Origin of the sequence: Streptococcus sp. HMSC070B10 (assembly GCF_001808665.1) — a bacterium.
Taxonomy (GTDB): domain Bacteria; phylum Bacillota; class Bacilli; order Lactobacillales; family Streptococcaceae; genus Streptococcus.
On record NZ_KV794152.1, the window covers coordinates 1 to 19675 of the forward strand.

18 protein-coding genes are annotated in these 19675 nt (G+C 40.1%); 9 read left to right on the forward strand and 9 right to left on the reverse strand.

Annotated elements, in window-relative coordinates; genetic code table 11:
- Window positions 1-233 (forward strand): LPXTG cell wall anchor domain-containing protein (locus tag HMPREF2613_RS01580; RefSeq protein WP_148129929.1); only part of this gene is annotated, 233 nt, incomplete at its 5' end.
- Between the two features lie 90 nt (window positions 234-323).
- Here HMPREF2613_RS01580 and HMPREF2613_RS01585 read toward each other — a convergent pair.
- From HMPREF2613_RS01585 to HMPREF2613_RS01595, 3 genes are all read right to left on the reverse strand, one after another.
- Window positions 324-1397 carry a DUF2974 domain-containing protein gene (locus HMPREF2613_RS01585; protein ID WP_070478497.1) on the reverse strand — a complete coding sequence of 358 codons (1074 nt, stop codon included), beginning with the start codon at window positions 1395-1397 and terminating at the stop codon, window positions 324-326.
- Between the two features lie 123 nt (window positions 1398-1520).
- A complete protein-coding gene (locus HMPREF2613_RS01590) occupies window positions 1521-2297 on the reverse strand; it encodes a ferredoxin reductase domain-containing protein (RefSeq protein WP_070478499.1) in 777 nt (258 codons plus the stop codon).
- Window positions 2298-2386: 89 nt separating this feature from the next.
- Complete coding sequence (locus tag HMPREF2613_RS01595) at window positions 2387-2956, reverse strand: TetR/AcrR family transcriptional regulator (RefSeq protein ID WP_148129930.1); 570 nt, start codon at window positions 2954-2956, stop codon at window positions 2387-2389.
- Between the two features lie 408 nt (window positions 2957-3364).
- Here HMPREF2613_RS01595 and HMPREF2613_RS01600 point away from each other — a divergent pair, with 408 nt between their 5' ends.
- The 5 genes from HMPREF2613_RS01600 to HMPREF2613_RS01620 all read left to right on the forward strand — a co-directional run bounded on the left by HMPREF2613_RS01600 (window position 3365) and on the right by HMPREF2613_RS01620 (window position 8670).
- On the forward strand, window positions 3365-4042 hold the full coding sequence (locus HMPREF2613_RS01600) for a response regulator transcription factor (RefSeq protein ID WP_000548991.1): 678 nt from the start codon (window positions 3365-3367) through the stop codon (window positions 4040-4042).
- Entirely contained in the window at window positions 4035-5009 is a 975-nt protein-coding gene (locus tag HMPREF2613_RS01605; protein WP_070478503.1) for a sensor histidine kinase, read from the forward strand. The genes HMPREF2613_RS01600 and HMPREF2613_RS01605 overlap by 8 nt, the downstream gene beginning before the upstream one ends.
- A gap of 435 nt (window positions 5010-5444) precedes the next feature.
- Window positions 5445-6956, forward strand: a complete 1512-nt coding sequence (locus tag HMPREF2613_RS01610; RefSeq protein ID WP_070478505.1) for an ATP-binding cassette domain-containing protein — start codon at window positions 5445-5447, stop codon at window positions 6954-6956.
- A gap of 344 nt (window positions 6957-7300) precedes the next feature.
- Window positions 7301-7624, forward strand: a complete 324-nt coding sequence (locus HMPREF2613_RS01615) for a potassium channel family protein (protein WP_001253404.1) — start codon at window positions 7301-7303, stop codon at window positions 7622-7624.
- Window positions 7621-8670: a DUF389 domain-containing protein gene (locus tag HMPREF2613_RS01620; RefSeq protein WP_070478507.1), complete on the forward strand. Its 1050-nt coding sequence runs from the start codon at window positions 7621-7623 to the stop codon at window positions 8668-8670. The genes HMPREF2613_RS01615 and HMPREF2613_RS01620 overlap by 4 nt, the downstream gene beginning before the upstream one ends.
- Before the next feature lie 167 nt (window positions 8671-8837).
- Here HMPREF2613_RS01620 and thrS read toward each other — a convergent pair whose 3' ends face one another.
- Window positions 8838-10781: a threonine--tRNA ligase gene (thrS, locus tag HMPREF2613_RS01625; protein ID WP_070478509.1), complete on the reverse strand. Its 1944-nt coding sequence runs from the start codon at window positions 10779-10781 to the stop codon at window positions 8838-8840.
- 533 nt (window positions 10782-11314) lie between these two features.
- On the opposite strand from thrS, the gene HMPREF2613_RS01630 reads away from it, so the two are divergent.
- Together HMPREF2613_RS01630 and HMPREF2613_RS01635 are read left to right on the forward strand one after the other, a co-directional pair.
- Entirely contained in the window at window positions 11315-12157 is an 843-nt protein-coding gene (locus HMPREF2613_RS01630) for a metallophosphoesterase family protein (RefSeq protein ID WP_070478512.1), read from the forward strand.
- Window positions 12158-12232: 75 nt separating this feature from the next.
- Window positions 12233-12670: an Rrf2 family transcriptional regulator gene (locus tag HMPREF2613_RS01635; RefSeq protein ID WP_001166795.1), complete on the forward strand. Its 438-nt coding sequence runs from the start codon at window positions 12233-12235 to the stop codon at window positions 12668-12670.
- A gap of 112 nt (window positions 12671-12782) precedes the next feature.
- Here HMPREF2613_RS01635 and HMPREF2613_RS01640 read toward each other — a convergent pair whose 3' ends face one another.
- From HMPREF2613_RS01640 to HMPREF2613_RS01660, 5 genes are all read right to left on the reverse strand, one after another.
- Complete coding sequence (locus tag HMPREF2613_RS01640; protein WP_070478514.1) at window positions 12783-13973, reverse strand: ferredoxin reductase family protein; 1191 nt, start codon at window positions 13971-13973, stop codon at window positions 12783-12785.
- A 250-nt stretch (window positions 13974-14223) separates the two neighbouring features.
- Window positions 14224-14883, reverse strand: coding sequence for an amino acid ABC transporter permease (locus HMPREF2613_RS01645; RefSeq protein WP_070478516.1), 660 nt, complete (start codon window positions 14881-14883; stop codon window positions 14224-14226).
- 9 nt (window positions 14884-14892) lie between these two features.
- Window positions 14893-15567, reverse strand: a complete 675-nt coding sequence (locus HMPREF2613_RS01650; protein ID WP_070478518.1) for an amino acid ABC transporter permease — start codon at window positions 15565-15567, stop codon at window positions 14893-14895.
- Window positions 15568-15579: 12 nt separating this feature from the next.
- Window positions 15580-16374: a transporter substrate-binding domain-containing protein gene (locus tag HMPREF2613_RS01655; protein WP_083279189.1), complete on the reverse strand. Its 795-nt coding sequence runs from the start codon at window positions 16372-16374 to the stop codon at window positions 15580-15582.
- Between the two features lie 10 nt (window positions 16375-16384).
- Complete coding sequence (locus HMPREF2613_RS01660; protein WP_070478520.1) at window positions 16385-17143, reverse strand: amino acid ABC transporter ATP-binding protein; 759 nt, start codon at window positions 17141-17143, stop codon at window positions 16385-16387.
- Window positions 17144-17319: 176 nt separating this feature from the next.
- On the opposite strand from HMPREF2613_RS01660, the gene recJ reads away from it, so the two are divergent.
- Window positions 17320-19542, forward strand: a complete 2223-nt coding sequence (gene recJ / locus HMPREF2613_RS01665) for a single-stranded-DNA-specific exonuclease RecJ (protein ID WP_070479370.1) — start codon at window positions 17320-17322, stop codon at window positions 19540-19542.
- The last annotated feature ends 133 nt before the right edge of the window (window positions 19543-19675 follow it).

The window sequence follows — 19675 nt, forward strand, 5'->3', positions numbered from 1 at the left end:
ACCGCTTCGTAGAAACTAAGAAACTTCCAAATGGCGACACAGTTCATGTTTATGAAAAAATCATTCCTTCTGTGAAACCAGAACCTGCGAAACCATCAAAACCAGCTCCAGCTAAACCGGCTAAGGAATTGCCTAATACTGGTACAGAAGATCACTCAAGCCTAGCAGCTCTTGGACTTCTTGGAGTATTGAGCGGATTTGGTCTTGTGGCACGCAAGAAAAAAGAAGACTAATGTTTTAATCATTAAAGATTAAACAAAGGAATTCAATTTCATAAATGAAAACCCAACTAATCAAACGATTAGTTGGGTTTTTTATGTGGATTATCTATTTTTCCATGCCTGGTAACGGGTATCAATCAATAATTGGGTAAGGCGTCCCATGGTTTCCCTTTCTTCTGGAGTGAGGGATTGAGCTTGGACAAAGAGATGATGAATGTGTTCAAGCGCCTTTAAGGATGACAGGTCATTGATGGAGCTAATCCCAGCATCTAGAATGGTGCCAAAGAAGAGGTCGAAGTAGAGCTGAAGCTCCTCGTCAGGGACTGTTGCCACCCATTCTTTGAAAGTTGTGTCAACTTGTTGACTATCACTGTTGATTTTATCCAGTTGGACGAAGTGCTTGTCCTCAATCTGCCAACTAAAGGTATCGTGCTGGGCGATACCACCTAAGGCAGTACTGTGCACGATGATTTGGTGGTTAGGGATTTCCATCATCATACCGATAATGGAACCTTGTGGGATGAAGACCTTGGTTCTATCCATTATCCTTTGATAGCCCTCGGTTTGTGTCAGTTCTTTGTGAAGACCAGGCGCATCAAAGGTATAAACTGCTGTGATTTGATTTTGCAAGCTTTGCTCAATTTGGCTAGCAGCATAGATGGCTAAATTTCCTCCCTTGGAATGCCCAGCCAGAATGATCTTTTGCTTAGGATGTTGGACAAAAAAGTTCTTTAAATAGCGGAGGGCATGCTTTTGAGCAGGAATTTCCTTCATATAGGTTAGGTGAAAATCTTCCTTCCAGCCAATGATACTGTCATCAGTCCCACGAAAGACAATCAGATAAGTATCGAGAGTGAGGCGGTATATCATAGCAGCAAATTGCTTTTGCAGCTCAGGGTCGATGTCATTGATAAAATGGGAGAGTTTGCAATTTTTGAAGCGTTTGTGTCGAGCTAATTCATCCAATAACTGGAGGCGATTTTTACTGGTCAACATGTTAGGCTCCCTTGGAACCTGAGGAGCTAGGTCTAAAAGTCGCTGAGGAGTTGTGGAGACCAGATTATCAAAGGAGAGATAGGTGATTTCTGTTAAGGCTAGAATATCTAACTCATTCAAAGGTAGGTCGTAAAAGGAATCGTATGCGACATCTTTCAGATAATCAAAAATATTGGCCATAATAGCTCCTTTCTTTTGATTTATCTTATCACAATCACATAGAATTTACTAGTTGGTTTGTACGAGCTCTCTACATACCGACCTATAATGGTATGATTCAGATATATAGAAGACAGTTTGCTTTTATTTCAAACCTCTAAACATACTTGTTTGTATCTGTTTGTCGTCAATCCCATTCTCTTTTAAGAAATTTTTCATCTCATTTATATCATCAGGTTGGCCGGTTAAGAGATAAATAGCTTGGTTACCGTATTTCACAACCGCATTTTTTAAAAATGCTTGGCTTTGAGAAAAGGTTTCGCTAGTTTTATAAGTTAGATTCGGATTATTCTTACTAAGCTCTCTTAACTCATTATCAAAAATGTTTACTCCTTTGTCTAAATGATTAAGAATGATGGAGCGCTTACCAGCCCACTCTTTCACAACTGGACGTAGAGTAGAAATACCGACATCAGAGGCAAAACAAACCAGTGCTTGGTCATTGTCTTTAACAGATAAAGACGTCTCCAGCCAACTCATCTCAATTTTACTACTAGCTGGTAAATGTGTTAAGGTTTCCTTAAACACGCTACCACTATTATGAGTTACAATAAGAATTTCATCCTCATCAGGAGTGGAAGCAAGGGTTAGCCATCGGCTAGTCTGATCCTCCTTTACTGGACTTTTGTCTGGACCAAACGAGCTGTCAGGAAGCTTAAACTGAGCATAGGAGCCAGCTTTCCATATTTGATTTTTTGGTTTTGTGATGTGAACTAAATACAAATCTCCGCTGGGATTCTCAATGGATTTTATCGATAAAGTTTGACTTCGTCCAAGATAGGTAATGATTCCCCAAGATATAAAGCCGAGCACTCCAAGTGTAGTTAGAATAATTATGAACATTTTTTTCCCTCGTTTCATTTTTAACTCCTATAGTGTAGTAATTTTCTATGAATGAATAATATTTTTTTTCATTCAATGTTTTCCAAAAAAATAAAGAAAAGATTTCTTTATTTCAGTATTCCTTTAATGAAGTTGGTTGCTAGTATTTCTACAGTTTTGCTAATATCTGGAAAATCATTTTCTGTGATATGCATATCCATGTAGTAAAATAGGTTGTAAACTTGTAAAATATCTTGAATTTTTTCTGGAGAATGGCCTTCAGCCTGCAAACGATGAGTAAAGGTTTTCACGAGAAATTGATGAAATGGATTCGTGACTTTTCCTTCTTCTGAGGAATAGTAGCTATGTAACTCATCTGCTATGGCAGGATTGTACCATTCTGAAAGGATTTTATTGGAAGAAACGAGTGCTCTGGATTGAGCAAAGAGTTGACTAATAAGATTAATCATATCAATTTCCCAATCCAGTTCTTCGATCATAGTTTGGCGAACACGGTTGTTTTCATCAATATAGATATCTAAAAAAATAGCTTCTTTACTTTCGTAATAGTTATAAAAAGATCCGACTGCCATATGAGCTTGTCTAGCAATTTCTGAAATTCCTGTCGCCTTGTATCCTTTTTTTGAAAAAACTTCATAAGCTGCGGATTTCAAAGCCTGTTTTTTGTCCAATTTGATTCACCTCTTTTCTGAATGAATATTAAATGTTGTTCATTCATATCTTAACAAATCTTTTTCAGATTGTCAATCTGAAAGCTAGAACTTTTTACGGATACCACTCGATAAGGAGCTTTTCAATGTTAGAAGAGTATAGAGTGTCGTTTTAACTACACTCAAGGTTTGGAAGAATAGATATAAATTTTGGTTAAGGGGATGGATAAAAGAACTGAAATGAAGGTTGAAAAAATTAAAAATAAAAGGGTAAGGCTGGCACTATGTCTGAAAATAAGGTATGATATCAATGGGGTTATTCACTATCTGTTTTTAAGCTGTTGTGACAAGGAAATGTCAAAAAAGTATTAGATACTAAGCCCTCTATTTATACTAAAGGATTTAAGACTCCTAAAATTAGCAAAGGAGAATCAGATGCACAAGATTTTATTAGTAGAGGATGATCAGGTTATTCGTCAACAAGTCGGAAAAATGCTCTCTGAATGGGGATTTGAAGTGGTTCTGGTAGAAGACTTTATGGAAGTTTTGAGTCTTTTTGTCCAGTCGGAACCTCATCTGGTCCTCATGGATATTGGACTGCCCTTGTTTAATGGCTATCACTGGTGTCAGGAGATTCGCAAGATTTCCAAGGTACCCATCATGTTTCTGTCTTCGAGAGACCAGGCTATGGATATCGTCATGGCAATCAATATGGGGGCGGATGACTTTGTGACCAAGCCTTTTGACCAGCAGGTCCTTCTAGCCAAGGTTCAGGGCTTGTTGCGCCGTTCCTATGAGTTTGGGCGTGACGAGAGTTTACTGGAATATGCTGGTGTTATCCTTAATACCAAATCCATGGATTTACATTATCAAGGGCAAGTCTTGAATTTGACCAAGAATGAATTCCAGATTTTACGAGTATTGTTTGAGCATGCGGGCAATATTGTAGCGCGTGATGACCTCATGCGTGAACTTTGGAACAGTGACTTTTTTATTGATGATAATACGCTCTCTGTTAATGTGGCTCGTTTGCGTAAAAAATTGGAAGAGCAGGGCTTGGTAGGATTTATCGAGACCAAGAAAGGGATAGGGTACGGATTAAAGCATGCTTGATTGGAAACTATTTTTTCTAGCCTATCTGCGCTCCCGTAGTCGTCTGTTTGTCTATCTGCTTGCTTTAGCATTTCTAGTTTTGCTCTTTCAGTTTTTATTTGCCAGTTTGGGAATTTACTTTCTCTACTTTTTCCTGCTGTTTTGCTTTGTAACCATCTTATTTTTCACTTGGGACATATTGGTGGAAATGCAGGTCTATCGCCAGGAAATTCTCTATGGGGATAGGGAAGCTCAGTCTCCTTTGGAAAGAGCCTTGGCTGAAAAATTAGAAGCGCGTGAGATGGAACTCTATCAGCAGAGGTCAGATTCAGAAAGAAAACTGACGGATTTGCTGGATTACTATACCTTGTGGGTCCATCAGATAAAGACCCCCATTGCAGCCAGTCAACTCTTAGTTGCAGAAGTAGCCGACCGCCAACTGAAGCAGCAATTAGAACAGGAAATTTTCAAAATCGACTCCTATACTAATCTAGTCTTACAGTACCTGCGTTTAGAAAGTTTTCATGATGATTTGGTCTTAAAGCAGGTGCAAATTGAGGACTTGGTTAAGGAAATAATTCGTAAATATGCTCTTTTCTTTATTCAAAAAGGCCTAAATGTCAATCTACATGACCTTGATAAAGAAATCGTGACGGATAAGAAGTGGCTACTAGTGGTTATTGAGCAAATCATCTCAAACAGTCTCAAGTACACCAAGGAAGGTGGTCTGGAGATTTATATGGAGGGGCAAGAGCTTTGTATCAAGGATACAGGAATCGGGATAAAAAACAGTGATGTCCTCCGAGTCTTTGAACGTGGTTTCTCAGGATATAATGGCCGCCTAACCCAGCAGTCATCTGGACTTGGTCTCTACCTATCTAAGAAAATTTCTGAAGAACTGGGGCACCAGATTCGCATCGAGTCTGAGGTCGGTACAGGAACGATAGTGCGGATTCAGTTTGCTCAAGTGAACTTAGTCCTTGAGTGAGAAGAGACAATGAGTTTTTACCCAATCTCTTTTTGCTATATTTCAGGATATTTGAAGACTGTTTTTTACAAAATCAATAATAGAATTTTTAATACGGAATATAGTATAAATACTGGTTCAAAGTGAAGTTTTGTATGCTTTATACTTTTGTTGAGTATAAAATCTATAAACTAAGGGTGAATTACAAAAATTAATTTGAGATGAAGTGAATTGTAGACTTGGGAAATGTCTCCTATTCGATTTCAGAATGAATCGTTGATACAGGATTAAAAGAACTGCAGCTTTCTTTATATTTTGAATGATAGTAAAAACTGCAGAACTTGTGTGATTTACAATTATTGCACTCAATGTCTGAGTATCGCACTGTCTGAAATAAGGAATAGTAGAGATTGTTCTGAGATATGTAAAAAAACGCATTAGCAAGGAGTATCGTATATGCTACCATATCTTAAAACTATTAGATGGTATCTCTTCTTTAATTTTCTTTTTGGTGTAGTATCGAATATCTGCACAGCTTTGTTACCGTATTTCACGCAGGCATTAATCAAAGGGGATTATCAAGTAGCTCTATATGGTTACTCTATGTCAGTGGCTGGCTATTTGAGTTGTAACTATATCCAAATGATACTTGATTGGAAGCAGGGGATTATCTTTTCGACTACTTTGAAAAATGAGTGGTTTCGTTCACTTCTGGGACTCAGTCACCACGATTTCAAGCAGAAAACAGTAGCAGAGTATATTTCCTATCAATCTAATGACCTAGATTCGTTGGAAAAGGATTACCTTCCTCCATTGATGAGTTTTATCAAACAAATTTTACGTATCATCATTTACGCTTTCATTATTAGCAGAACAATTAATCCTATTGTATCATTGATTTTAATCTTTTCTACTGGAATTAGTATTCAAATTCCTAAAATCGTTGGGAAGTTGACCGCTAATCGCAGACAGGTTTACTTGAAAAAACAAGGAGATTACTATCGAACTTTGGAGGATTTGCTCATGGGACATCATTTGGTAAATAAACTAACTATGTCGCATTTTTTGAATCAACAAAAGAGTTCTCTAAAGAATTTGCAGGATAAGTATTTTAAGTATGGTTTGACAAAAATTACTGGCATCTTATTGACAGGTGTTTCTTTTGAATTCATTAGTCTTGTTCTGTTTATTTATTTAGCCTACTCTCTATCTCACCAGCAACTCGGTATTCCTGAGGTGGTGGCGAGTTTCGGATATATTAATGCTTTTTCTGAACCAATACAGGAAATCCTTTATGATTTACAAATGTTAGAGTCCGTAAAGCCTGTAATCAAGAGTTTTCAAAACATTGTTGGGAGACCCGTTTCAGTTCAAGCACCTCAACATTCTTTTGATACGATTATTTTGAAAAATATTTCCAAACAACTGGGAGAATCAAAATTGATAATTACTTCCGCTACGATTCAAAAAGGGGATAAAATTGCGCTTATTGGTAAGAATGGGTCTGGAAAAAGTAGTCTTCTCAACATTTTAAATGGAACAGATGAAGATTTTGAAGGACAAATTGTGCTAGATGGGCTTGTTTTGGACCATCTTTGGGGAAGATTCGGTATGATTCTGCAACAAGAACATACATTTATTTCAAGTTATGAAAATAATGTAACGCTATTCAATAGTTTCAATGAAAAATTCAGAGAAGAAGATTTTGAAAAAATTCCACCACAATCCCTGTCAGGTGGTCAGCAACAACGAATGTATTTAAATCGTGAGAAAAATCGTAAAAATCCATTGCTTATCCTAGACGAACCTTTCTCTGCCTTGGATACTAATCAGTTTAAAATGGAATTGGAAAGAGTTCTGGAACTACCAAGTGCCGTCATTGTTACTTTACATCGCCAAAACGAATTATTAAGTAAGTTTGACCAAGTTTGGGAAATTAAGAATGGAGAACTTGTAATTTTGAAATAGCTAAATTATAAAGAATAAAACGCATAGTATCAAGGTTCTTCTGATATCGTTTTTCTTCTTCGGATAAGGATACAAAAATTTCTTCCTTTCTCTATCTTTTAAATTAATTGATTTCTTCAGAGAAAGACTGTAAAATTTTTGATATAATGTTAAGAAGGGACTGATTCAAGACAGTCATATCTGGTCTTTCTTCCAGTCATTTTTCAAACAATATCAGTTGATAATCAGCTTAAATCAGATCTATCAGTTTGTCTATCTTTCTCTGATGGAGATCATGTCCTATCTTCACTTTGATTATTGGAAAAAACGGCTCGGTCAGGAGCTAGTATGAATAAGGAGAACAAATGAGACGTTTAAAAATGTTATGGCATATTATACAGGTTACGGGTTTTACTCGGTTTGCTCTGAGTTTTGTGACCTTTGTTTTTGGGTCAGGAGGCGTGCTTTTCCTAGTTGAACCTGCTATCACAAATTACGGAGACGGTCTTTGGTATGCTTTTGTGACTTCGACGACTGTCGGCTACGGGGATCTCCTAGCTGTGACCTTGATTGGAAGGATTACCAGTGTCTTCTTGACGATTTATGGGCTCATATTTTTTGGCTGTTTATCAGCTGTTATTATTAATTATTATACCGATTTAAATAAGGAAAGAGGAGAGGACAAATGACTGCCAATTATTCAACACGGGAATACCGTGAGAAATTATACGATGACCTTCATGTCCGATTAAGAGATACAGTGATTTTGATGTGTGCGATTTTTATTGCCTCTATCGGTCTAAATATGAATTCAACAGCTGTTATTATTGGAGCCATGTTAATTTCACCTCTCATGACACCGATTGTTGGACTGGGATTCGGTTTAGCTATTTTTGATACGCGTTTAATCAAGCAATCTCTAGAGGTTTTATTTACTCAAGTATTGGTTAGCTTGCTTGTCTCGGCTCTGTATTTCTGGATTTCTCCCTTATCTTATGAAAGTAGCGAATTGATTGCACGAACCTCTCCAACCATTTGGGATGTTCTTATTGCTATTGCTGGTGGGATAGCAGGTGTAATTGGGTCAAGGAAAAAAGAAGCAAACAATATCGTGCCAGGAGTAGCCATTGCAACAGCTCTGATGCCACCTATCTGTACTGCAGGTTACGGTTTAGCTAATGGAAATGTACGATTTTTATTTGGAGCTCTTTATCTTTTCTTGATCAACTGTGTCTTTATCATGCTAATCAACATTGTTGGAACAAGAATTTTGATGAGAAAATCTCCCTTAAGTTCATTTAAAGAGTTAAATATTAAAATGAGAATTGGATTGATATCCTTGATTGTATTATTGATTCTTCCAGCCAGCTATTCAGCAGTCACTCTGACGATAGACCAAGCGCGAAAAGAAGGAATCAAGCAGTTTGTAGGAAAAGAGTTTGCCAATCATACGGTCATTAATCAAGTCTACAAGTCAAGGGACAATGAATTGGTCTTGACGGTTGTTGGAGATCCGATTTCAGAAGAAGAATTAGAAACGCTCCACCAAAAACAAGCCTCATACGGTATTCAATCTGTTCAATTGAAAGTCAATCAAGTTCATAATTCGACAAAACTAGACAGTGATTCGACCAAGGAATTTTATGAAACCATTAACAAGTATATCGATCAAAAACTCTCTGAAAAGGATTCACAAAAAGATCTCGTAAAAGAAAATGAAGCAGATAAGGATTAAGGATATTAACCTTATCTAACTCATGAAAGCAAATCTTGGGAGGATATCATTTGTGGTGGTTTGACCAATCACTACTAGCTCAGGTCAAATAAAATATAAAAAAGCAACAGCTGAAATAGTTGTTGCTTTTTCTGGCTCTGAAAAATGTTTCTCAGACTGTGATTGTTTTATTTCTCAACGCGTGATTTGTTGGCGATATCAGCTAGGATAGCTTGAACAAAGTCATCAACTGAGACAGTTTGTGTTTCTTTTTGGCCATAGCGACGAACGTTAACAGTTCCGTCTTCCATTTCCTTGTCTCCAACGATCAATTGGTAAGGAATCTTGCTTGTTTGTGACGCACGGATCTTGAACTGCATTTTTTCATTGCGCTCATCTACATCTGCACGGACACCACGGTCACGGAGTTTTTTAGCTACTTCCCATGCGTAGTCCACGTGTTTTTCGTTAGATACTGGGATGAGGGTTACTTGGTGAGGTGCTAGCCATGTTGGGAAGGCACCCTTGTAGTTCTCAATCAAGATAGCTGTGAAGCGTTCCATAGTTGAGATAACTCCACGGTGGATCATAACTGGACGGTGCTCTTCACCATCAGCTCCGATATATTTAAGGTCGAAGCGTTCTGGAAGCAAGAAGTCAAGTTGGATAGTAGAAAGAGTTTCTTCTTTTCCAAGAGCGGTCTTAACTTGAATATCCAATTTTGGTCCGTAGAAGGCTGCTTCACCTTCGGCTTCAAAGTAGTCCACGCCCATTTCATCAAGGGCTGCACGAAGCATGGTTTGAGCATTTTCCCACATCTCATCATTATCAAAGTACTTATGAGTATCTTGAGGGTCACGAAGAGAGAGGCGGAAGCGGTATTCATTCAAGTTGAAGTCTTCATAAACATCGATAATCAACTGAAGAGCACGTTGGAATTCTTCTTGGATTTGTTCTGGAGTCACAAAGAGGTGACCGTCGTTAAGAGACATTTCACGTACACGTTGAAGACCAGTAAGGGAACCAGATTTTTCGTAGCGGTGCATCATACCGATTTCAGCGATACGGATTGGCAACTCACGGTAAGAGTGAATATGATGTTTGAAGACTTGGATGTGGTGCGGACAGTTCATTGGACGAAGGACAAATTCTTCCCCGTCACCCATGTCCATAGTTGGGAACATGTCTTCTTGGTAATGATCCCAGTGACCAGAAGTCTTGTAAAGCTCAACTGAAGCAAGTGGTGGAGTATAAACGTGTTGGTAGCCAGAAGCTAGCTCTTTGTCAACGATGTAGCGTTCCAACTCACGACGAATAGTCGCACCATTTGGCAACCAGAATGGAAGTCCTTGACCAACCTCTTGTGAAATCATAAAGAGGTCAAGCTCTTTACCAAGTTTACGGTGGTCACGTTCTTTGGCTTCTTCACGCATTTGGAGGTAGTTTTTCAAGTCTTTCTTGTCAAACCAAGCTGTACCATAGATACGTTGCATCATAGCGTTGTCGCTATTTCCACGCCAGTAAGCACCTGCTACATGGAGAAGGTGGAAGATTTGGATACGGCCTGTTGATGGGACGTGTGGGCCACGGCAAAGGTCTACATACTCACCTTGACGATAGATAGTCAAACCACCTTCGTCTTCAGAGTGTTCTTCAATCAATTCCAACTTGTAAGGGTCGTTCTTGAAGATTTCACGTGCCTCGTCTTTAGTCACTTCTTCACGGATTGATGGGAAGTTTTCTTTGACAATTTTTTGCATTTCTTCTTCGATACGAGGAAGGTCTTCGTTAGAGATTTGACCAGCTGTGTTGTCAGTATCGTAGTAGAAGCCGTCTTCGATGGCTGGACCAACTCCCAAGTGAATGTCTGGGAAAAGACGACGAGCTGCTTGGGCGAACAAGTGAGCAGCTGAGTGACGCAAGATTGGAAGGGCATCTTCGTGATCAGGTGTCACGATTTCAATGCTTCCATCTTCAGTGATAGCACGAGTAGTGTCGATGAGTTTGCCGTTGAATTTACCAGCCAAGGCCTTTTTAGCTAGGGAATTGCTGATAGATTGGGCAATTTCAAAAGTTGTAACGCCAGATTCGAATTCACGAACAGCGCCATCTGGGAAAGTAATGTTAATCATGATGTTCTCCTTACTTATATTATTGACGAATGTGTTAACCCTATTCTGAAAACAGGGACAGAGGACTGTGAAAGCTAGAAAAACAAAAAGCGACATCCTCGAAAGGACGTCGCAACGTGGTTCCACCTTCATTTATGTTCCTCAAAAGAGAGGGACACCTCTGATTGGCTCTAACGTGGCCACCGTTTTATGTTTGCATAAAAGTCAGTAGAGTAGTATCAGTATAGGCTTTCTATGCGTTTCCAGCAACCACGCACTCTCTAGTAGAAAGGGACTAAGTGACTTGTCTCTATGGATTATTATAGCATGATTGTGAAAATTTTCAAGATATTTGTAGATTTTTTTGAATTTTCTTCATTGAAAAAGTGCTTGCTATGCTTTGTTAGGAGTAATGTAAAATAATCTTTTTGATAAGTTTTTACCTTGATAAAAGTAGTGTTCTGGATTTAGTAAGAGTGGGTTAAAGGTGACTATTAAACAGTATTTTTTGTTATAATATTAAAAAGATATATAAGAGGAAATGAGGAGAAAGAATGACAAAAATAGCTCTTCTTTCAGATATTCATGGAAATACCACCGCCTTGGAGGCTGTTTTGGCAGATGCTCGGCAGCTAGGAGTGGATGAATACTGGCTTTTGGGAGACATTCTCATGCCAGGGACAGGGCGTAGAAGAATTTTGGACTTGTTGGCTCAACTACCGATTACGGCTAGAGTTTTGGGAAACTGGGAAGACAGTCTTTGGCATGGTGTCCGTAAGGAATTGGATAGTACTCGTCCCAGTCAACGCTATCTCTTGCGCCAGTGCCAGTATGTTTTAGAGGAAATTTCCCTAGAAGAAATTGAACTGCTCCACAATCAACCTCTACAGATTCATCGTCAGTTTGGGGATTTGACGGTAGGAATTAGCCACCATCTTCCTGATAAGAACTGGGGGAGAGAGTTGATTCATACTGGAGCGCAAGAGGATTTTGACCGCTTGGTGACCAATCCACCTTGTGATATCGCTGTATATGGTCATATTCATCAGCAGTTGCTTCGTTACGGGACTGGTGGGCAATTGATTGTCAATCCAGGTTCGATTGGGCAACCTTTCTTTCTAGATACCCATTTGCGGAAGGACTTGCGAGCCCAGTATATGGTTTTGGAGTTCGATGATAAGGGCTTGGTAGATATGGACTTCCGACGGGTAGACTACGATGTGGCAGCTGAATTGCAGTTGGCTAAAGACCTCAAACTTCCCTATTTTGAGGTTTATTATGAAAGTCTGGTCAATGGTATCCACCATACTCATCATCAGGAATTTTTGAGAGAATTGGCCCAGCAAGAGGGCTACGATAGGGAGTTAGATGCCTGGTTGAAAAGTGGTAACGATTGACATTACAACTAAAAAGGGTATAATAATAGAAAAAGAAGAGTAGAGGCAGGGTAGCCTCGTAAAAAGGAGAAGAGGATGCAAATTCCAAGTAGATTTACCATTGCGACTCATATGCTGATAATCATTGCCCTCAAGGGAAAGGAAAGCAAGGTGACCAGTGATTTTCTGGCTGCTAGTGTCGGGGTCAATCCAGTCATTATCAGAAAGACCTTGTCCCAGTTGAAGAAGGCAGAGCTGATTTCAGTAGCGCGTGGAACAGGTGGGACAGAGATTGTCAAGGATCTCAAAGACATTAGTCTATTAGATGTTTATCAGGCTGTTGAGTGTCTTGGTAAGACTGGTCAACTCTTTAGTTTTCATGACAATCCAAATCCAAATTGCCCAGTTGGAGCCCATATTCATGATGTTTTGGATCAAAAATTGGAGAGAATCCAGCTGGCTATGGAGGCAGAGCTTGGTCAGACTAGCTTAGAGCAAGTCGTGGCCGACGCAGAGAGTCAGATGAAGGATTAAGAGGGATAGATGCCTGCAAATGAAACTCAAAACACTGCTAGAGAAATCTGGCAGTGTTTTTAAGTATTTGTGTAGAAAAAACTCCTGGGAAATTCCAGGAGAGTATGAGTAATTATTTGAATTTGAATCCTTCGTATATAAGCTCTGTTTTTGGATTTTGTTTCTTAATCTGTTTGGCAAGTGACTTCATCATAGAAAGAGGACCACACATATAGACGCTTGCATGTTTGGGTACTTCTTTTTGTTCAAAATTAAGATAGCCGTCTTTCCTACTGTCTACTAGATGGAGTTCAAAATTAGGGTTTTTCTGAGCATAGTCACGGAGTAAATCTAGATAGACTGCATTTTCCTCACCACGGAAGCTATAGTAGAAGTGAACCTGTTTATCTAAAATAGGATGTTCACGGATGTAAGAGATAAAGGGGGTAATCCCAATACCTCCAGCAATCCAAACCTGATTTTCTCGTCCTTCTTCTATAATCATGTGTCCGTATGCTCTGTCTACGCTTACTTTGCTGCCGACTTGAAGATTATCATAGATATTCTTGGTATGGTCACCTGAATTTTTAACAGTAAAGTAAAGAGTTTGACCATGACCCCCTGAGATAGAAAAGGGATGCGGAGCACTTTCAAAACCTTCTTGGAAAATCTTTAGGAAGGCAAATTGTCCTGCTTGATAGTTGAAAGGTCTGCTAAGATGGATTTGAATTTCTCTAGTATCGTGATTTAATCGTTTGAGATTGGTAATTTTCCCTAGATAGGGGAAGGAAATCTTTTGATAAAGGAAGATGATATAAAAACCAGCCAGTAATCCTAATAGGGCATAGCTACCAACAAGAAAACTTAGAAGATTAAATGTAAGGAGACGATTGCCCATCATCATGTAGACATGAAAGAGTCCAAAAATATAGGCTAGGTAAACCAGGCGGTGAATCCATCGCCAAGCTTCGTATTGGATGTATTTGCCTAAATAGGCGACAAGGATGATACTGACAAAGATATAGATGGCAAGGTTGCCAAATTGAGCAGCTAAACGAGAGCCCCACAAACCGCCCATACTGAAGTTATGAAAGATGAGTAGGATGATGGAGAGAAAGGCTGTGAATTTGTGGACAGTGTAGACCTTCTCCAAACCGTGAAACCAGTTTTCTAGTAGTGGGAGACGAGTGGCTAGGATAAAAGTCAGAGATAGGCTTGTTAAAGCTAGTCCTGGAATCATGAATTGGGGAGAAGTGTTCATCCAAGTCAAAATAGTCAAGACAAAACTAGCTATGATAAAGAGTAGTCCTTTGAGTGATTTCATAGAAAATTCCATTTCATTTAGCTTTCGATTTGTTGTAAACAAATTTGTTACATTTTATCATAGAAAAAGTATGGTGTCAAATTGAGGTCTATAAATATCTACTATCATCAAAAAAACTCTCCAATTTAACTGGAGAGTTGCTGTTTATACTCAATGAAAATCAAAGAGCAAACTAGGAAGCTAGCCGCAGGTTGTACTTGAGTACGGTAAGGCGACGCTGACGTGGTTTGAATTTGATTTTCGAAGAGTATTATTCTGCGGCTTGTTGCCAACGTTTTGCTAGCATATGAGACAGGCTAGAAATTGTTAGGTTAAAGCTGAAGTAGATGAGGGCAATCAGAATATAAAGACTGAAGACTTGCTCTGGTTCAAAATAACGGCCCATGAGAATTTGGCTGGCTCCAAAGAGTTCTTGTAGGGCGATAACAGAGTAGAGGAGGCTGGTATCCTTAATCACGGTAACAAACTGAGAAATGATGGCTGGTAGCATTTTACGAATAGCTTGTGGGAGAATGATGTGGTAGAGGATTTGGGCTGAGGTGAATCCTTGCGACATTCCTGCTTCGTACTGTCCCTTGTCTACGGCATTGAGGCCACCTCGGATAATCTCAGCTAGGGCTGCTGATGTAAAGAGGGTGAAGGCAGTGATTCCTGCTGGTGTTGACTTCATCTTGAAAACCAAAAAGATGGTGAAAATCCAGAGGAGGTTGGGAACGTTACGCACAAACTCGATGTAAATGCTGGAGATGATTCGTAAGACAGGATTTTTGCCATTTCTCATGACGGCTAGCACCGTTCCGATAAGGGTAGAGAGGACGATGGCAATCAGAGAAATGTAGAGGGTCAAGCCAAATCCTTTAAAGATAAAGACTAGGTTATCTGGGGTCAAAACTTCTAAAATGGATTCCATAGTAACCTCCTAAAGTGAATAGGCTTTTTTGTTGGCTTGCTCCATCTTGCGACCAAACTGGGCAACAGGGAAGCATAGAGAAAAGTAGAGCAGGGCAGCGCCTAGAAAGGCTGGAATGTAGTTTCCGTTAAGAGCTGACCAAGACTTGGTCACAAACATCAAGTCGACTCCAGAGATGATAGCGACTGTAGAGGTATTCTTGATGAGGTTGACGATTTGGTTGGTCAAAGGTGGGAGAATGATACGGAAAGCCTGAGGCAAGATAATCAAACGCATAGCACTGATATAGGTAAAACCTTGCGACAAGGCGGCTTCCATCTGACCGCTAGGAATAGACTGAATACCTGAGCGAATAACCTCAGCGATATAGGCACCGTGATAGAGCCCTACACAGAGAACAGCTGTCCAATAAATCGGAATCATGATGGTGTGGTCACTGATAAGAGGTAGGCCATAAAAAACGATGACAAACTGCACCAAGAGGGGAGTGTTTTGGTAAAATTCAACAAAGATGCGAGCCAAAATTCTCAAAATTGGACGTTTACTGGTCGACATGGCTCCAAAGAAGATGCCTAAGACCATGGCTAGGATAAAGGATCCGATCGCTAGGGCAAGAGTGAAGAGGAATCCATTGAAAAATTGTCCAAAATCCTGAAAATAGGCTGTCCAAGATGATAAATCCATAGGGTGTCCTCCTTAATCTGCAGTATGGCTAGATGGTTTCAGCTTGTAGCGGTCATAAAGTTTTTGCAAACTACCATCCTTGCTCCATTTAGTAACCAAGTTATCAAGATAGTCGTTGAGCTCTGTATTTGATTTCTTGGTAACGATACCGTAGTCAGATGGCTTGAAACTATCATCTAGCAGTTCTGTTCGTTTACTGATATAACCAGATAGGATAGAGCGGTCAACGGAAAAGGCATCAATACGGTGAGCATGAAGGGAAGTAATCAATTCTGGGTAGGAACCAAGTTCGACGAATTTAAAGGTCAAGCCTTTCTTTTTACCTAGTTCGGTAATCAAGCGTTGAGTAATGGAACCTTGGGCAACACCGATGGTTTTTCCGTTTAGGTCCTCAATGCTTTTGATTTTGGCAGACTTATTGACCAAAAAGCCAGAAGCATCTGTGTAGTAAGGGCTGGTGAAGTTGTAGAGTTTTTTACGTTCGTCTGTGATGGTAAAGGTTGCGATATCCATATCGACTTGTTCATTGTCTAGAAGGGGTCCACGGGTTTGAGCGGTAACAGGCACATAACGAACCTTAACCTTGAGCTCATCAGCTACCATCTTGGCCAAGTCGGTTTCGATACCAGAATAGGTCCCTGTCTTAGGATCCTTGTAGCCAAAATTGGGAACGTCTTGTTTCACACCGACAACTAGCTCGCCTCTCTTTTGAATGTCTGCGACACTGGTATCAGCCAGGACTGGTTTTGCAGCAGCAAGGCCGAAAAGGCTAATCAATATTGCTGATAAAAAGAATTTCTTTTTCATAGGCGCCTCCTTATTTGACTTTGTCACTTTCGTGGTTGATAATTTTGCTGAGGAATTGTTGAGCACGAGGTTCGCTTGGATTGTCGAAAAAGTCATCGACATCGGTCGTATCTACTAAAACCTCTCCGTCAGCCATAAAGATGATTCGGTCAGCAACTTCACGGGCGAAGCCCATTTCATGGGTAACGACAATCATATTCATACCCTCGTGGGCCAATTTTTGCATAACTGCCAGAACGTCACCGATGGTTTCAGGGTCAAGGGCAGATGTTGGTTCATCGAAGAGGAGGAGCTCCGGATGCATAGCGAGTCCACGTGCGATGGCGATTCGTTGTTTTTGTCCACCAGAAAGCATGGCTGGATAAGAATCTTTCTTGTCCCACATATTTACAAATTCCAGATATTTTTGGGCTGTCTTTTCAGCTTCTTTTTTATCAATTCCTAGAACTTTTATGGGAGCAAGTGTTACGTTTTCTAACACTGTTTTATGCGGATAGAGGTTAAAATGTTGGAAAACCATGCCGACTTCCTTACGTAGAGGCACTAAATCTTTCTGGCTAGCACCAGCAACTTGGTGACCATTTACTAGAAGACTGCCTTTGTCGATAGCCTCTAAACCATTAATCGTACGGATAAGAGTGGACTTCCCAGAACCAGAAGGTCCAAGGAGGACAACGACTTGCCCTTTTTCAAAATGGAGATTGATGTCGCGGAGTGCGTGGTAGTCTCCGTAATATTTTTCGACGTGTTCAAATTCTACTAAAGCCATAAGGAATCTCCTTTGTGTTAGATTTTATAACATGATTCTACACCAAAAGATTTTTCTTGTCAAATCATATCAGAAAAAAATTAGTAAAATTTTTGTAGAAAGCAATCAGGATAGAGAAAAAGCCTAAATCATGTTATAATGAAGCAATAGAATTCTTAGAAAGAGTGGATGTCTTTTTGATAACACCTACTTATGAATGGCAGTTTGCCCCGCAGGTAGAAGATGCGGATTTTACAAAGATAGCCAAGAAGGCTGGACTGGGTCCTGAGGTGGCTCGGTTATTATTTGAAAGAGGGATTCAGAACCAAGAAAGTCTGAAGAAGTTTTTAGAACCTTCCTTGGAGGACTTGCACGACCCTTATCTGCTCCATGATATGGATAAGGCAGTGGAACGGATTCGTCAGGCTATTGAAGAAGGGGAAAATATCCTCGTTTACGGTGATTATGATGCGGATGGTATGACTTCGGCTTCGATTGTTAAGGAAAGTTTGGAACAGCTTGGTGCCGAGTGCCGAGTTTATCTTCCCAATCGTTTTACCGACGGTTATGGACCTAATGCCAGTGTTTACAAATATTTTATCGAGCAAGAAGGAATTTCCTTGATTGTGACGGTGGATAATGGAGTTGCTGGTCATGAGGCTATTGAATTGGCCCAGTCTATGGGAGTAGATGTCATTGTGACTGACCATCATTCCATGCCTGAAACCCTGCCTGATGCCTATGCCATCGTTCACCCTGAACATCCGGATGCGAACTATCCTTTCAAATATTTGGCTGGTTGTGGAGTAGCTTTTAAGCTGGCTTGTGCCCTTTTAGAAGAAGTACAAGTGGAATTGCTTGATTTGGTCGCTATCGGAACTATTGCAGATATGGTGAGTTTGACGGATGAAAACCGTATCTTAGTTCAATATGGTCTGGAAATGTTGGGTCATACTCAGCGCATTGGTTTACAAGAAATGTTGGACATGGCTGGAATTGCCGCAAATGAAGTAACAGAAGAAACGGTTGGTTTTCAGATTGCCCCTCGTTTGAATGCCTTGGGCCGCTTGGATGATCCCAATCCTGCCATTGATTTGTTGACTGGCTTTGATGATGAGGAAGCTCACGAGATTGCTCTCATGATTCGTCAGAAAAACGAAGAGCGCAAGGAAATCGTCCAGTCTATCTATGAAGAAGCTAAGATCATGGTGGATCCTGAGAAGAAGGTTCAAGTCTTGGCCAAGGAGGGCTGGAATCCTGGGGTTCTAGGAATCGTGGCTGGTCGTTTGTTGGAAGAACTAGGGCAGACAGTTATCGTTCTCAATATAGAGGAAGGTCGTGCCAAGGGTAGTGCTCGTAGTGTGGAAGCGGTCGATATTTTTGAGTCTCTGGATCCTCATCGAGACCTCTTCATCGCATTTGGTGGCCATGCTGGCGCAGCAGGAATGACGCTGGAAGTGGAGAAACTCTCAGATTTATCTCAGGTTTTGGAAGATTATGTCCGTGAAAAAGGAGCGGATGCTGGTGGCAAGAACAAGTTAAATCTAGATGAAGAACTGGATTTGGAGACACTTAGCTTAGAAACGGTCAAAAGTTTTGAACGTTTAGCTCCCTTTGGAATGGACAATCAGAAACCTGTCTTTTATATCAAGAATTTTCAGGTCGAAAGTGCCCGTACTATGGGGGCAGGCAATGCCCATCTCAAGTTGAAAATTTCCAAAGGTGAGGCGAGTTTTGAAGTGGTGGCCTTCGGACAAGGTAGATGGGCAACAGAATTTGCTCAAACCAAGAATCTAGAGCTGGCAGTCAAATTGTCTGTCAACCAATGGAATGGCCAAACTGCCCTGCAGTTGATGATGGTGGATGCGCGTGTGGAGGGTGTTCAACTCTTTAACATCCGTGGGAAGAATGCAGTCTTGCCAGAAGGGGTTCCAGTCTTAGATTTTGCTGGAGAATTGCCAAATTTGGCGGCTAGTGATGCTGTGGTTGTAAAAACCATTCCTGAGGATATTACTCAGCTGAAGACCATTTTTCAGGAACAGAATTTCTCTGCTGTCTATTTCAAAAATGATATTGATAAGGCCTACTATCTGACAGGGTATGGGACTAGAGAGCAGTTTGCAAAATTGTACAAGACCATCTACCAGTTTCCAGAGTTTGATATTCGCTACAAGCTGAAGGATTTGGCAGCTTATCTTAATATCCAACAAATCTTGCTGGTTAAGATGATTCAAGTATTTGAAGAGCTAGGCTTTGTGACCATCAAAGATGGTGTCATGACAGTCAATAAAGAGGCACCAAAGCGGGAAATCGGAGAAAGTCAAATTTACCAAAATCTCAAACAAACCGTCAAAGACCAAGAAATGATGGCATTAGGAACTGTGCAAGAAATTTATGACTTTTTAATGGAAAAAGAGTAGATCATAGGAAAGAGTTGGGAAACCAGCTCTTTTTTGAAAACAAATCTTCATTTTGAAAATCATTAAAAAAATGGTATAATGGTAGGAAAAGATTCGGCTAAAAGTAGTGCTTTTAGAATAAGAGGGTAAGCAA